General features: G+C 41.9%; 15 protein-coding genes. 12 read left to right on the top strand and 3 right to left on the bottom strand.

Annotation, left to right across the window (positions count from 1 at the left end; translation table 11 throughout):
• Positions 1-66: 66 nt before the first annotated feature.
• The 3 genes from sucB (at position 67) to VQ643_RS08360 (ending at position 3,631) form a co-directional block, all read left to right on the top strand.
• The gene (gene sucB / locus VQ643_RS08370) at positions 67-1,266 is read left to right on the top strand and encodes a dihydrolipoyllysine-residue succinyltransferase (RefSeq protein WP_414199200.1); all 1,200 of its coding nucleotides are present in this window, start codon (positions 67-69) and stop codon (positions 1,264-1,266) included.
• 69 nt (positions 1,267-1,335) lie between these two features.
• On the top strand, positions 1,336-2,772 hold the full coding sequence (lpdA, locus tag VQ643_RS08365) for a dihydrolipoyl dehydrogenase (RefSeq protein ID WP_414199199.1): 1,437 nt from the start codon (positions 1,336-1,338) through the stop codon (positions 2,770-2,772).
• 319 nt (positions 2,773-3,091) lie between these two features.
• Positions 3,092-3,631, top strand: coding sequence for a hypothetical protein (locus VQ643_RS08360; protein WP_414199196.1), 540 nt, complete (start codon positions 3,092-3,094; stop codon positions 3,629-3,631).
• 267 nt (positions 3,632-3,898) lie between these two features.
• On the opposite strand, the gene VQ643_RS08355 is transcribed toward VQ643_RS08360, so the two are convergent.
• Positions 3,899-5,386 (bottom strand): PLP-dependent aminotransferase family protein, encoded by a 1,488-nt coding sequence (locus tag VQ643_RS08355; RefSeq protein WP_414199193.1) that lies wholly within the window; start codon positions 5,384-5,386, stop codon positions 3,899-3,901.
• Between the two features lie 110 nt (positions 5,387-5,496).
• On the opposite strand from VQ643_RS08355, the gene serC reads away from it, so the two are divergent.
• From serC to VQ643_RS08325, 6 genes are read left to right on the top strand one after another with little or no spacing between them, the layout of a single operon-like run.
• The gene (gene serC, locus VQ643_RS08350) at positions 5,497-6,612 is read left to right on the top strand and encodes a 3-phosphoserine/phosphohydroxythreonine transaminase (RefSeq protein ID WP_414199192.1); all 1,116 of its coding nucleotides are present in this window, start codon (positions 5,497-5,499) and stop codon (positions 6,610-6,612) included.
• Positions 6,613-6,639: 27 nt separating this feature from the next.
• Entirely contained in the window at positions 6,640-7,851 is a 1,212-nt protein-coding gene (locus VQ643_RS08345) for a benzoate/H(+) symporter BenE family transporter (RefSeq protein WP_414199190.1), read from the top strand.
• A gap of 14 nt (positions 7,852-7,865) precedes the next feature.
• Entirely contained in the window at positions 7,866-8,660 is a 795-nt protein-coding gene (locus VQ643_RS08340; protein WP_414199189.1) for a YggS family pyridoxal phosphate-dependent enzyme, read from the top strand.
• 17 nt (positions 8,661-8,677) lie between these two features.
• The gene (locus tag VQ643_RS08335) at positions 8,678-9,853 is read left to right on the top strand and encodes an aspartate aminotransferase family protein (RefSeq protein ID WP_414199187.1); all 1,176 of its coding nucleotides are present in this window, start codon (positions 8,678-8,680) and stop codon (positions 9,851-9,853) included.
• Positions 9,854-9,870: 17 nt separating this feature from the next.
• A complete protein-coding gene (glyA, locus tag VQ643_RS08330; protein ID WP_414199185.1) occupies positions 9,871-11,127 on the top strand; it encodes a serine hydroxymethyltransferase in 1,257 nt (418 codons plus the stop codon).
• 41 nt (positions 11,128-11,168) lie between these two features.
• Positions 11,169-12,371 carry an MFS transporter gene (locus VQ643_RS08325; RefSeq protein ID WP_414199183.1) on the top strand — a complete coding sequence of 401 codons (1,203 nt, stop codon included), beginning with the start codon at positions 11,169-11,171 and terminating at the stop codon, positions 12,369-12,371.
• Positions 12,372-12,386: 15 nt separating this feature from the next.
• Here VQ643_RS08325 and VQ643_RS08320 read toward each other — a convergent pair whose 3' ends face one another.
• Complete coding sequence (locus VQ643_RS08320) at positions 12,387-12,587, bottom strand: hypothetical protein (RefSeq protein WP_414199181.1); 201 nt, start codon at positions 12,585-12,587, stop codon at positions 12,387-12,389.
• On the opposite strand from VQ643_RS08320, the gene VQ643_RS08315 reads away from it, so the two are divergent.
• The 3 genes from VQ643_RS08315 (at position 12,586) to VQ643_RS08305 (ending at position 13,806) form a co-directional block, all read left to right on the top strand.
• On the top strand, positions 12,586-12,762 hold the full coding sequence (locus VQ643_RS08315; protein WP_414199179.1) for a hypothetical protein: 177 nt from the start codon (positions 12,586-12,588) through the stop codon (positions 12,760-12,762). The genes VQ643_RS08320 and VQ643_RS08315 overlap by 2 nt on opposite strands.
• A 57-nt stretch (positions 12,763-12,819) precedes the next feature.
• Positions 12,820-12,999, top strand: a complete 180-nt coding sequence (locus tag VQ643_RS08310) for a hypothetical protein (protein ID WP_414199177.1) — start codon at positions 12,820-12,822, stop codon at positions 12,997-12,999.
• 225 nt (positions 13,000-13,224) lie between these two features.
• Entirely contained in the window at positions 13,225-13,806 is a 582-nt protein-coding gene (locus VQ643_RS08305) for a DUF4291 domain-containing protein (RefSeq protein WP_414199175.1), read from the top strand.
• A gap of 64 nt (positions 13,807-13,870) precedes the next feature.
• Here the strand turns inward: VQ643_RS08305 and VQ643_RS08300 are convergent.
• Positions 13,871-14,139 (bottom strand): hypothetical protein (locus VQ643_RS08300; RefSeq protein ID WP_414199173.1); only part of this gene is annotated, 269 nt, incomplete at its 5' end.

Below are 14,139 nucleotides of genomic sequence, written 5' to 3'. Positions count from 1 at the left end.
CCTAAATAAGCTCTCACTTACTAGTGAGAGCTTTTAAGTTATTGAAAAGATAGGAATTTGAGAAAGATGGCTATTGAGATTAAAGCTCCTGCTTTCCCAGAGTCAGTTGCTGACGGTACCGTCGCTACTTGGTACAAAAAACCAGGCGAAGCAGTTAAACGCGATGAGCTAATCGTTGACATCGAAACTGACAAAGTTGTAATGGAAGTCTTAGCGGAAGCAGACGGCGTATTAGTAGAAATCATTGCTAACGAAGGTGATACTGTACTAAGCAGCCAGCTATTAGGTAAATTAGACGAAAATGCTACGGCCTCTGCAGCCCCAGCCGCTGCTGAAGCAGCACCAGCAGCGGCAGAACAGCCTGCTCAAGCCAGTGGCGATGCTATTTTGTCTCCAGCAGCACGTAAAATTGCAGCGGATAATAACCTAGACCCACAAAGCATTCCAGGTACAGGTAAAGATGGCCGCGTTACTAAAGAAGACGCCGTAGCTGCTTCTAGTAAACCTGCTGCGCCAGCTAAAGCAGCAGCTCCAGCTGTGGCTTCTTTAGAGGTTGTGGGCGCTCGTACTGAAAAACGTGTGCCTATGACACGTTTACGTGCCAAAGTTGCTGAGCGTTTAGTTGAAGCTCAGTCAAACATGGCTATGTTGACTACCTTTAACGAAGTCAACATGAAACCAATTATGGATCTGCGTAAAAAATACAAAGATCTGTTTGAAAAAACACACAATGGCGTACGTTTAGGCTTTATGTCTTTCTTCGTGAAAGCCGCAGCCGAAGCGCTAAAACGTCAACCAGGTGTAAACGCCTCTATTGACGGTAAAGACATTGTTTACCATGGTTACCAAGATATTGGCGTTGCTGTTTCTAGCGATCGTGGTTTAGTAGTGCCTGTGTTACGTAATGCAGAGTTCATGAACCTTGCAGAAATCGAAGGCAGCATCGCTGACTTTGGACGTAAAGCACGTGATGGCAAACTAACCATTGAAGATATGACAGGTGGTACTTTCACTATCTCTAACGGTGGTGTGTTTGGTTCATTATTGTCTACACCAATTGTTAACCCGCCACAAACAGCTATTCTTGGTATGCACAAAATCCAAGAACGCCCAATGGCCGTTAATGGTGAAGTGGTTATTCTGCCAATGATGTATTTAGCGCTCTCTTATGACCACCGTTTAATTGATGGTAAAGAAGCGGTAACCTTCTTGGTAACTATGAAAGACTTATTAGAAGATCCAGCGCGTTTATTGCTAGATATCTAATCTTTATTGCCTCGTTGAATGCCCACAAGGCAAACGACGAGGCTTTCTACGCCACTCCTAGGAGTTCGTATGTCTCAAAAATATGATGTGATCGTTATTGGCGGCGGCCCAGGTGGCTATGTTGCTGCAATTAAGTCTGCGCAATTAGGTTTTAAAACAGCCTGTATTGAAAAATACAAAGGCAAAGACGGCAAGATGGCGCTTGGTGGTACTTGTTTAAACGTAGGCTGTATTCCATCTAAAGCACTGCTTGATAGCTCATGGAAATTTCATGAAGCCACAGAGAGTTTTGCGGTACACGGCATTTCAACAGGCGACGTTAAAATAGACGTACCAGCTATGATTGGCCGTAAAGATGGTATTGTGAAAAATCTAACTGGTGGCATCGGTTTGCTGTTTAAAGGCAACGGTGTAACTAGCATTGAAGGCCACGGCAAACTGCTAGCTAATAAGCGTGTGGAAGTGACCAAAGATGATGGTAGTGTTGAGGTTTATGAGGCGGATAACGTCATTATTGCTTCAGGTTCACAACCTATTAATATCCCGCCTGCACCTGTTGATCAAAAAGTAATCGTTGACTCAACTGGCGCTTTGGACTTCCAAGAAGCACCTAAGCGTTTAGGTGTAATTGGTGCTGGCGTTATTGGTTTAGAGCTAGGTTCTGTTTGGGCACGTTTAGGTTCTAAAGTAACTGTTATTGAAGCTTTAGATAAGTTCTTACCTGCAGTCGATGAGCAAGTAGCTAAAGAAGCACAAAAAGTACTAACCAAGCAAGGTTTGGAAATTCGCTTAGGTGCTCGTGTTACAGGCTCAACAGTAAAAGGTAATGAAGTAACTGTTGCCTTTACTGATGCTGAAGGTGAAAAACAAGAAACTTTCGATAAAGTTATTGTCGCTGTAGGCCGTCGTCCTGAGACAAAAAATCTATTAGCTGAAGATAGCGAAGTTAAACTAGATGAGCGTGGCTTTATCTATGTTAACGAGTTCTGCGCTACGAGCGTTCCAGGTGTTTACGCTATTGGTGACGTGGTGCGCGGTCCAATGTTGGCACATAAAGCGTCTGAAGAAGGCGTTATGGTTGCAGAGCGCATTGCAGGTCATAAAGCACAAATGAATTACGATCTGATTCCAGGTGTAATTTATACTCATCCTGAAATTGCAGGTGTTGGTAAAACTGAACAGCAATTAAAAGGTGAAGGTGTTGCTATTAACGTTGGTGTGTTCCCATTTGCAGCCAGTGGTCGTGCTATGGCCGCTAACGATACGACAGGCTTTGTGAAAATCATTGCTGACGCTGCAACTGACCGCGTTCTAGGTGCTCATGTGATTGGTCCTAGCGCTGCTGAGCTTGTTCAGCAATGTGCAATTGCAATGGAATTTGGTACCAGTGCTGAAGATTTAGGTTTGATGGTGTTCTCACATCCAACCTTGTCTGAAGCGGTGCATGAAGCTGCTTTAGCAGTGAATGGCGAAGCTATTCATATTCCAAACCGTAAAAAGCGTTAATTCTTTTTATGATAAAAACCCCAGTAAAAACTGGGGTTTTTATTGGGTAATAGAAAAATTAGCACTGCAAGCGATGCTTTATATAGACCTAAATAGGCTTATTTTCTATAGGCTGTAGGTCATATATTTCATGAATTGCATCACGTTTTAATACAATTATTGGTTTCTTATCTTAATTTCATTGTTCAGTTTAATCCTTTGTGTAAACTGTTTAGTTGGCTATAGAAATATAGAAAACAAAGGTTAGGTTTTTGTTGTTTTAAAAAATAATTTACTCATTTAGGTCATTTTTAAAACATATCAAGGATGAAGTTAGAATATGGACGCTCATATTGCTGTTAAGTCTTTTACCACATTATTGATAACAGTATTCTTTGCTACATTTGGTCTTTCAAGTTTTGCCCAGCAGTCAGCGCAAACAGAAATACTAAGGGCACAGAAGCAATACGCTGCGCAGCGAAAGAATTGTGAAGAAAAGGATTACAATGCCTGCTTTGCTGCAGCTGATTCGCTTATGTTGTTAGAGCGAGGAGATGAAGCATTGAGAATCTATCATAAAATCTGTGTGGATCAGCTTTATGAGCGCGCTTGCAACATGGCCGTCTATATGTTATCAGAAGGGATCTCTACGCCACGCAATATTCCAAAAGCTATAGAGCTGGGTGAATACATGTGCACCAACCAAATTTACCAAGGCTGTTTTGTCGCAGGCGATCTGTATGCTGAAGATAAGAGCAATCCACAGTATTATTTTAACGCTAAAGAGTTGCTGACTATAGCTTGCAAAAAAGGGCAGCTAATCCAGGCTTGTTATAACTTGAATAAAATTGATCTTTCTAATGTTTCTCAACGCAAGTAGTGATTTAGCTGCAAAGATTAAAGGCTATAGGCATTCAGTTGGCTGCTCGCCTATTTAGTTAAAGGCTATTTATTTAGCTGGCAATAAACTTCTGCTGAGCATTTGCAGTGCTGAATTATCATACACGCGGTTTTACAGTATTAAGCTCGTTAAGTTAATAATTATTAAAGAGTTTGGCCGCTGCTGTATGTAGCTTTAGAGTGTATAAAAATACTGACCAGTAGCTAATTTTAGCGGGTAGGGATACAGCTGCTTTTCGCCTGAATACTAAGAAGGTGTACTTAGTGTTTTACAGATTTTAGCCAAAGTATTGACGGCTACTTCTAATTCTCTGGGCGTATAAGCCGCAAAGCCTAATAGAAAACCACTGCACTTGTGTTCAGTAATATAAAGGCTAGATATAGGCGTTAGTTTGAGCTTGCTTATACGAGCCAGTGCCAGAATCAGCTGCTCATTGGTGGCCTGTTTTAATTGGCAAAAAATCTGCATTCCACCTTGTGGCTTGGCGGCTATGAAATAGTCAGCCAAATGATTTCTAATAAGTTGTTGCAAGCACTCTAGTCGTTTGGCATAAACTTGGCGCATTTGTCGAATGTAGGCTCCAAAATGGCCGTTTTCAATAAAGCGAGCTAAAGTCAGTTGGGATAGCGTAGCCGTATGCCCATCTTGAAGGGTTCTCGCACTGGTCATAGGGGTTACTAAAGCGGGCGGCAAAATCATATAACCAATGCGTAGACCAGGAAACAAAGACTTGGTAAAAGTACCAATGTAAATAGTACGCTGATAGGGATCTAAGCCTTGGACGCAAGCTGTAGGTTTACCTATGTAGTGAAATTCACTGTCATAGTCATCTTCGATGATCCATGCTTTATGTTGTTGAGCCCATTCAATAAGCGCTAAACGACGCTCTAAGGATAGCGTTGTACCTGTAGGGTATTGATGCGATGGTGTTAAAAAAATGCCTTTTACATTGTGTCTTGGTTCTTGGAATAAGCTTTCCAATTGCACTCCTTGCTCATCTACATTGATAGGTTTTAATTGCAAGCCAGCGGCTAGAAAAGCTTTTTGTGCGCCAACATACATGGGGTTTTCACAGGCAATAATGTCTTTTTCGTCAAATAAAAGCTGGGCACATAGGCTAATAGCTTGTTGTGAGCTGGTTAGAATTAATACTTGTTCTGGCGTTGCATGGGCCCCACGTTCTAAGTTGACATAGTTAGCTATAGCTTGGCGTAATACAAAAACACCTTGTGCATCACTGTGTTGTAAACAAGATGTGCCCAATTCTTTAATGACTTGTCGCTCTAAACGTTCCCATAACGATAGCGGGAATAATCGAACCTCTGGTACACCAGGAGCAAAGGGTACAGGTTGCGTTGCTTCGCGGACGCCTTCATTGGTGAGTAAGTGCTGGGCACGTCGGCTTAATTGCGGTTTTTCTAGTTGCCGGTTTGCAGCGTTAATTTTGGCTTTTTTTAGTTGCGGCATAGCTGCTACAAAGCTACCACTTCCTGCGCGCCGTTCTATGTAACCTTCGGCATGTAATAAGCTGTAGGCGTTTTCAACCGTATCCCGTGATACTTCTAATGAGCGAGCTAATGTTCGTGTGGCTGGCAAGGCCTGTGTCGGTTGCAAAGCTGAATCTAAAATTAATTGGCGAATAGCACGCTGAATACGTAGATAGAGCGGGTAGTTCGCATAATCAGGATGACTAAGCCAGGCTTTGACAGAATCTAATTGAGGTTGATTAAACAAAGTGGTCTGCTCTATTTGGTTAAAGTGGATGGTTTAATCATGCCAATTTAAGCGTATAAATCAACTCCTTATTTCTTGCTGTAAAAGTCTTGTTTGCGGGAGTTGCCGTTATGCCTACAGATTCTCGACCCTTTAATTTTTCTGCTGGACCTTCTGCCATGCCGTTAGCCGTGCTTGAGCAAATTGAAAATGATTTGCTGAGCTGGCAAGGACAAGGGCTAAGTGTGATGGAAATGAGCCATCGTAGCGATGAGTTTATGCAAATTTGCCAGCAAGCCGAACAGGATTTTCGTTGTTTATTAACTATTCCTGAGCATTTTAAGATCTTATTTATGCAAGGTGGTGGTACTGGAGCTAATGCGGCAATCCCTCTGAATTTAAGCCAGTCGGGTGTAGTTGATATGCTCATTACAGGGCATTGGTCGGCTCATTCTAAGTTGGAGGCTGAAAAATATGCCAAGGTGCATACTGTCTTTTCAGGTGCACAAGATAACTACCGCAGTATTGCGCCTATTGAGCAATGGAGGTTTAGCCAGAATGCAGCCTATGTACAGCTTTGCAGTAATGAAACCGTACATGGTGTCGCTTTTTCTACACTGCCTGATTTAGCCGCCTTGGGCTTGAATGCTCCTTTAGTGGTTGATTGTTCATCAGATATCGCCTCTCGTGCTATTGACTGGAGCCTTGTAGGTGTTGCCTTTGCAGGAGTGCAGAAAAATCTAGGGCCTGCTGGTTTAACAGTAATTGTTGTACGTGAAGACTTATTAGGTAGAGCGCTACCTATTTGCCCAAGTATTTTTAATTTTGAGCTGCTCGCTCAGCACCACTCCATGTACAACACACCACCGACATGGAGCATTTATGTTGCTGGCTTGGTGTTTCAATGGTCATTAGCGCAACGTGATGGCGACCTAACTGCTCTTGCTGCGATTGAAGCACGTAACCAGCGCAAAGCCAGTTTGCTGTACAGCGCGATAGAACAAAGTGAGCTGTATTATAGCCAAGTCGATAAAGCAGTTCGTTCAAAGATGAATGTACCGTTTTTTCTACATAACCCAGCCTTAACAACAACTTTTTTACAGCAGGCTAAACAGCAGGGGCTTATTCAATTAGCTGGGCATAAAGCGTTAGGTGGTGTACGTGCCAGTTTGTATAACGCTATGCCTGAAGCTGGCGTACAGCAATTAGTAAGTTTTATGCAGCAATTTGAACGCTCTCACGCGTAAGCAATGGATAGAGTAGGAGCTTAGGCAATGGGTGAATTAGTGGTAAGAGAAAAGGGCAATTGGAAAGATTTTCTGCATCCCGTTTTAGCAGGGCTGATTTCAGTTATAGTGAACTATGGTGGCACTTTTGTTTTGGTTTTTCAGGCCGCCAAAGTAGCAGGTTTAAGTCCAGAGTTAACAGCCTCTTGGGTGTGGGCTGTGTCTATTGGTGTGGGTATTACAGGGCTGGCGCTAAGTTGGTATTACCGCGAACCTATTATCACCGCATGGTCAACACCAGCAGCAGCTTTTCTAGTGGTGGCACTGGGGCAGGTAGCTTACAGCGAAGCTATTGGCGCTTATCTTATTTCAGCCGCTGCCTTTGTTATTTTAGGCGTATCAGGCTGCTTTGATCGCATTATCAAACTCATACCTAGTAGCATAGCTTCTGCGTTATTGGCAGGTATTTTATTGCAGTTTGGTATTAAAGCCTTTGCAGGAATTAGCTTAGATCCCAGCTTGGCATGCCTGTTGATTGTCGTCTATCTAGTATTTAAACGACTGAATGCCCGTTATGCCATTGTGGCGATTTTAAGCTTAGGCTGTGTGTATTTGATATTTGCTCAGCGGCTAGACTTATCTCAGTTGAAGTTAGGGCTAGCAGTTCCCGTGTTTACAGCACCGACATTTTCATTAAATGCAGTATTAAGTGTTGCTGTGCCGCTCTTTTTGATCACGCTAACGGGGCAGTACATGCCAGGTATTCTAGTGCTACGTAATGACGGCTTTAATACCAACGCCAGCCCCATTGTTAGTGTTACTGGGGTAGGCTCTTTTTTGATGGCGCCATTTGGCTCGCATGCGTTCAATATTGCCGCTATTACGGCCGCTATTTGTACGGGTAAAGAGGCTCACGAAAACCCTAGAAAACGTTGGATTGCTGGGGTTGCAGCGGGAATATTTTACATCCTCGTAGGCTTATTTGGAGTGACGTTAGCCGCCTTGTTTATGGCTTTACCCGCCACCTTTATAACGACGTTAGCAGGCTTGGCTCTACTGGGCACTATTGGTAGTAGTTTAACCAATGCTTTGACAGAGAGTTCATCACGAGAGGCGGCACTTATTACCTTTTTAGCATCCGCGGCCAATATTCAATTATTTAATATCAGTGGGGCATTTTGGGGGCTGCTAATTGGTTTGCTCGCTCACATGCTACTCAATGGTCGTTTTTCATACAGGCTAACTAAGCAGCCGTCTTAATGGAGGAAATCGCTATGCTTTATTCATCAACTGCTACAGCCCATGCATTACATGGGCAATATCCAAAAGCGGAAAGTGTAGAGGATTTTCGCCGTAACTTGGCGCAGGTACGCCAGCGTATGGCGCTGGCCTGCGAGCGTTCAGGGCGTGATTTAAGTGAAGTGCGTTTATTACCTGTTAGTAAAACCTTTGCCGAGGCCGATTTACGTTTAGCCTATGCAGCAGGCTGTGATTTTTTGGGCGAAAACAAAGTTCAAGAAGCCTTACGTAAAGCAGAAAACCTAGCGGATTTAGCTGATCTTAAATGGTCGGTGATAGGGCATTTACAAAGTAATAAAGCCAAATATGTAGCGCGTTTTGCCAGTGAATTTCAAGCATTGGACAAACTCAATGTAGCACAGCAATTAGAAAAATATCTAAGCAACTACCAGCGCCGGCTAGATGTTTTTATTCAGGTAAATACCTCAGATGAACCCAATAAATATGGTTTAGCGCCCGCTCAAGTATTGGCATTTATTGAGCAAATCAGTGGTTTTGAGCATTTGCATATTAAAGGTTTAATGACCTTGGCTGTTTTTAGCAAAGATGCTCAACGGGTTCGCGAGTGTTTTATTCGTTTGCGTGAGTTACAGCATCAATTACGTCCGTTAGTGCCAAGCGGTATTAGCATAGATGAGCTTTCTATGGGGATGTCAGGGGATTTTGAAATTGCGATTGAGGAAGGCGCAACCGTTGTGCGTGTCGGGCAAGCAATATTTGGTGCGCGGCAGCTGCCCGATTCACATTATTGGCCTGAGCCCAATGCTTAAGTAACTGGAGAATGGTTGTGACGCAAGAACCAAGCTATTTAATACCCACTTATGCACGGCAAGATATTCACTTTGTGAAAGGCTTAGGTGCAAGCCTATGGGACCAAACTGGACAAGAGTATCTAGATGCTGTTGCGGGTGTTGCGGTAACAAATTTAGGGCATGCCCATCCTGAAATCGCGCAAGTGATCAGTGAGCAAGCGCATTTGTTAGTACACACTTCTAATCTATATGACATTCCATGGCAGGAGAAGCTAGCTGCAAAGCTGTGTCAACTAGCCAATATGGCACAAGTGTTTTTTACTAATTCAGGGGCCGAAGCAAACGAAGCTGCGCTGAAGTTAGCACGTCTACAGGGACATAAAAGAGCGATTAAACAACCACAAATAGTGGTTATGCGTAATAGTTTCCATGGCCGCACCTTAGCTACTTTAGCAGCAACAGATAATCCTAGCATTCAGCAAGGGTTTGCGCCTTTGGTTGAAGGCTTTATTCGGCTGCCTTATAACGATTTTGCAGCTATTGAAGCACTCAAAACTAATCCAAACATTGTAGCCGTGTTGCTAGAGCCCGTGCAGGGCGAAGGTGGTGTGCATTTAGTAGATACTACCTATTTACAGCAGCTTAGACAGCTTTGCGATCAGCAACATTGGTTGTTGATGTTAGATGAGGTACAAACAGGCATAGGGCGTACAGGAAAATGGTTTGCCTGTCAGCATGCTCAGGTTGTTCCTGATGTGATGACCTTAGCCAAAGGCTTAGGCAATGGGTTTCCTATTGGTGCTTGCTTAGTCCAAGGGCAAGCAACGCAGCTTTTTGCACAAGGCTCGCATGCGTCTACCTTTGGTGGCAACCCGTTAGCTTGCCGTGTGGCCTATAGCGTTTTAGAGATTATTCAGCGTGACCATGTGCTGGAAAACAGTGCAGTATTAGGGCGGTATTTACTTGAGCAGCTACAACAGAAGTTGGCGCTCAATCCGCATGTTAAAGCGATACGGGGTATAGGCATGATGCTTGGCATTGAGCTAAATACCAATGCTAAGCATCTGGTGGCACGTGCTTTAACAGAACAGCACTTACTGATTAACGTGACACGCGATAACACCATACGTTTGCTACCAGCACTGATTTTAACTAAGCACCAAGTAGAGCAAATTATCCAGCGCTTATGCGCTTTACTCAATTCTCTTTAACGCTATGGGTGAATCCTATGAATACCTTGACCCTCGAACAATTTGATCCTCAATTATTTGCCGCCGAGCAGCAAGAAATACTCAGGCAAGAACAGCATTTAGAATTAATTGCCTCAGAAAACTACGCTAGCCCGTTAGTGATGGCGATTCAAAATTCAGTATTTACCAATAAATACGCAGAAGGTTATCCAGAAAAGCGTTATTACAGTGGTTGCGAAAATGTAGACATTGTTGAAAGCCTAGCTATTGACCGTGCTAAGCAGCTATTTAACTGTGACTATGCCAATGTGCAGCCGCATTCAGGCGCTCAAGCCAACGCTGCTATTTTTCTTGCTTTGCTTAACCCAGGCGATACCGTAATGGGAATGAATTTAGCGCAAGGTGGACATTTAACGCATGGTAATCCAATCAACTTTTCAGGTAGGCATTACAACATAGTGCCTTATGGAGTAAATCCAGAAACGGGTTTAATTGACTATGATGAAATGGAACGCATTGCATTACAGCATCAGCCTAAGTTAATTATTGGCGGATTTTCAGCGTACTCAAGGCAGGTTGACTGGGCTAGGATGCGTCAAATCGCTGATCATATTGGTGCGTTTTTCTGGGTAGACATGGCGCATGTAGCTGGGCTTATAGCCGCTGGTGTTTACCCAAATCCCTTACCGCATGCCCATGTAGTTACCAGCACTACACATAAAACCTTACGTGGGCCGCGTGGCGGTTTAATTTTGTCTAAAGGGCAATCTGAGGAATTTTACAAAAAGCTTAATACGGCAGTATTTCCTGGTATTCAAGGTGGACCTTTGATGCACATTATTGCCGCCAAAGCCATTGCCTTTAAAGAAGCCTTGCAGCCTAGTTTTATTCAGTATCAACAACAAGTGATTGATAATGCACGGGCCATGGCGCAGGTGATCATGCAGCGAGGTTTTAAAATTGTTTCTGCAGGAACAGATAACCATCTGATTCTGATTGATTTATCCAGCAAGCCCTACACAGGAAAAGAAGCCGACGCCGCATTAAGTCAAGCTTTTATTACAGCTAATAAAAACTCAGTGCCTAATGATCCGCGTTCGCCATTTGTTACCTCTGGGATTCGTATTGGCACGCCAGCCCTTACTACACGAGGTTTTAAACAAGCTCAATGTGAGTTGGTCGCAGGTTGGTTGTGCGATGTGCTAGAGGCGTTAGAGCATGATCGGTTAGCTGAATGTGTTTCAGCGGTAAAGGCTAAAGCCATCAGCTTGTGTGCTGAATATCCAGTCTATTAAGCGGTTGCCAGCCATCTTAGGATGGCTGGGGTAGGAATATTATGTTTGCGCGTTTTTCATTATTAAGCCAAGTTTCCATTGCTCACTGGGTTAGCCATTTACATATTATGGCAATTCCTGCTTTGCTGCCGTTATTACCTGCTATTTTGAATGTCAGCTATACCCAACTTGGTATTGCGTTAGGTATTTTCAATACGGTATCAGCCTTGGTGCAAGCACCTTTGGGATTTTTAGTTGATAAGGTTGGGGCACGAAAAATGTTGCTTATGGCGTTAGCACTAGGCGCTTTTAGTTTCTTTTTGCTGGCGCTGGTACCGCACTTTTTCATGCTATTGCTAGTGATGGGGTTGGCAGGTTGCGCCAATGGTGTCTATCATCCAGCGGATTATGCGTTGTTAAGCCGTGGTATTAGTCCTGAAAAAATGGGTAGAGCGTTTTCTATTCATACCTTTGCTGGCTTTGTGGGTGCTGCTATGGCGCCTTTAGTTTTGGTTTGGCTGACATTGCACAGTGACGTTCGTACGGCTTTCATTTTTACAGCAAGTATGGCTGTTATTGCCTATATTATTTTGCGCTACGCACCTAACACTGATGAGCAAGACAGCTCGTTATCTTCCAATATTAAAAAAGCAACAGTAACTATTAAGCCTTCTAAATATGTAATTCTATTAGTATTTACAATAATTTTTATGATGTTAGGACTGAGCACAGGTGCGATTGAAAAATTCTCGGTATCGGCATTGCATAAAGGGTTAAAGGTTGACTTAGACTATGCCAATTACGGTTTAACGGCTTTTTTATTTTTAAGTGCTGTTGGGGTATTGGCAGGTGGTTATTTAGCCGATCGCACATCAAAGCATAGCGTAATTGCAGTGGCAGCATTTTTTTTAGCCGCCGTTTTAATGCTATTTATTATTCAAGTGAATATGCCAGCTATTCTTTTAATTCTAACCCTAGGCATGATTGGTTTCTTAACAGGCATGGTTGCGCCTTCACGAGATATGCTAGTGCGTAAAATAGCGGACAAAGGCAGTGAGGGAAAAGTATTTGGTGTAGTATCTACGGGTTTTAATCTAGGCGGCGTAGTTGGACCTTTGTATTTAGGCTATTTGCTTGATCAGCAAATGCCCATGTTAGTACTTTGGTCAACCGTTGTTTTTATGCTGCTGACGTGCATTATTGTTTTAGCGCAGGAAATAAAACAACCTAGTGAAACGCCAAATTTGCAGGGCAATTCTAATTAAATAAAGGTTTTCTTGTTAAAGTAATGCCCGCGAAACAGTTAATGACTTATGCATTTTACTTTTCATAACAAAACTTTGTAGCATTACTTTTATGCAAGGAATAAACATGAAAAAACCTATTTTAGCGCTTACTTTACTTTCTACATTAATGGCAACTGGTTGTAGCTCAACAGGTGATGTTTGGTCATAAGTCGCTGAACTAGTAGGCAGTGCCATGCCATTTGTTCAAGAAAGTGAAAAATGGGAGGCCTATAGCCAGCAAAAAATTAAGCAAGGCGTGATATATGAAAAAGCTACAGAGGCTGATAAGCAATACGTTAGCAAAAAGATGAATTCTGAATATATGGCAGCTATTGACCGCCTATCTCGCCCATTTGCAAGAACAGCGTAGGCAAACGCGGAGCTAACCAGAGAAAATGCAGGTTATCAATTTACCTATAATCAAGTTATGGCTGTAAAAGATAGAGCCGCAACTACTATTGGTTATTGCGTCAACGACGATTCAGATCGTTATGAAAATGGCAAATTAAAAGCTGTTAGCAAAGATGATGAAATCAGAAATGCCTTTATCTATGTTGCCCGTGATAAGCCAATTTCAGTAAGCACCGCAAGCGATGAATTTACTTAAAACATGTGTGGCTAAGAGTTTTTTAATAAATATAAAAAATAGTTAAAAAACAGATTTTCCACTAAAAAGCCAAGGTAATGCTAGGTTTTTTAATCAATAAGTTTTTACTTGATATAAATTAAAGATAAAACTTTTTGGTTTTTAATGATTGATAAATTGGCTGGTTAAATTTATACTTGGCACGTTTTAAATTGATAATTAACTATAAAATAATTAATGGTAAATATGAGTAATAATAAAATTAGAGCACTTTATAACGATAAAACTATTCGAGTTTATCAGGCGTACAATCCTATCATTGCCAAGCAAGCTGTAAAATTACAGACATTTGGTAGTGCGTTTAAAAAAGGGCGCATGACATGGATAAAACCATCATTTTTTTGGATGATGTACCGCTGTGGTTGGGCTACAAAAGTAGGGCAGGAGCATGTGCTTGCTATTGATATTACAATTGAGGGTTTCTTAGAAATACTTTCACGCAGTACTTTGTCTTCATATAAACCTGAGAAGCATGAATCTAAAGAACAATGGCAGCAATGGCTGGAGCAATACTCAGGTAGAGTTCAGTGGGATCCTGAGCGTGATTACCAATTATTGCCATTAGATTACCGTTCCATTCAAATTGGGCTAAAAGATGATTTAGTTAGCTCTTATATAAATGACTGGATAGTTAAAATTACGGATATCACAGAAGATGTCAAAAAGATTTATAACGAGCTTGATAGATATCATGGAAATCATCCTTTGCTTCCTATGGAAAAGGAATTTGAAATTCACGATGAAGCCGTTTTGCGTAGAATTTTTTAACTAATGTTATATTTCAAATAAAAACGAGCGTCCAATTATTTATTTTAAATATAAGCTTTTATAATTAAAGTTTAGGTTCGCTTGTTTCTGGTTCGCACCATAGTGTTGCTTGCACAAAGAAATAACCGATTAAAGTGCCAATAGGAAATCCGAATAATAATATAGCGCCATAAATCTCTGATAGCTTTCTTGAAGCTTCTATTTTTTTAAGGCTGCCATAGGCTAGAAAGATATGAAAAATAAATATTATAAATAAAATAAATACGTAATTTGGATTTTTAAAAAATAAATCTTTGCTATTGTCCCATTCAGAAATTCCAATAAGAATAGTTA

This window comes from Pseudomonas sp. F1_0610, from assembly GCF_047470865.1.
Classification (GTDB): Bacteria; Pseudomonadota; Gammaproteobacteria; order Pseudomonadales; family Pseudomonadaceae; genus JAZDRH01.
This window is presented reverse-complemented; position numbering and strand designations above follow the sequence as displayed.

Bases quoted from the DNA above. Each gene is read 5' to 3' on its own strand.
- sucB (WP_414199200.1), top strand. From the start codon at position 67: ATGGCTATTGAGATTAAAGCTCCTGCTTTCCCAGAGTCAGTTGCTGAC.
- lpdA (WP_414199199.1), top strand. From the start codon at position 1,336: ATGTCTCAAAAATATGATGTGATCGTTATTGGCGGCGGCCCAGGTGGC.
- VQ643_RS08360 (WP_414199196.1), top strand. From the start codon at position 3,092: ATGGACGCTCATATTGCTGTTAAGTCTTTTACCACATTATTGATAACA.
- serC (WP_414199192.1), top strand. From the start codon at position 5,497: ATGCCTACAGATTCTCGACCCTTTAATTTTTCTGCTGGACCTTCTGCC.
- VQ643_RS08345 (WP_414199190.1), top strand. From the start codon at position 6,640: ATGGGTGAATTAGTGGTAAGAGAAAAGGGCAATTGGAAAGATTTTCTG.
- VQ643_RS08340 (WP_414199189.1), top strand. From the start codon at position 7,866: ATGCTTTATTCATCAACTGCTACAGCCCATGCATTACATGGGCAATAT.
- glyA (WP_414199185.1), top strand. From the start codon at position 9,871: ATGAATACCTTGACCCTCGAACAATTTGATCCTCAATTATTTGCCGCC.
- VQ643_RS08325 (WP_414199183.1), top strand. From the start codon at position 11,169: ATGTTTGCGCGTTTTTCATTATTAAGCCAAGTTTCCATTGCTCACTGG.
- VQ643_RS08315 (WP_414199179.1), top strand. From the start codon at position 12,586: ATGCCATTTGTTCAAGAAAGTGAAAAATGGGAGGCCTATAGCCAGCAA.
- VQ643_RS08320 (WP_414199181.1), bottom strand. From the start codon at position 12,587: ATGGCACTGCCTACTAGTTCAGCGACTTATGACCAAACATCACCTGTT.
- VQ643_RS08310 (WP_414199177.1), top strand. From the start codon at position 12,820: ATGGCTGTAAAAGATAGAGCCGCAACTACTATTGGTTATTGCGTCAAC.
- VQ643_RS08305 (WP_414199175.1), top strand. From the start codon at position 13,225: ATGAGTAATAATAAAATTAGAGCACTTTATAACGATAAAACTATTCGA.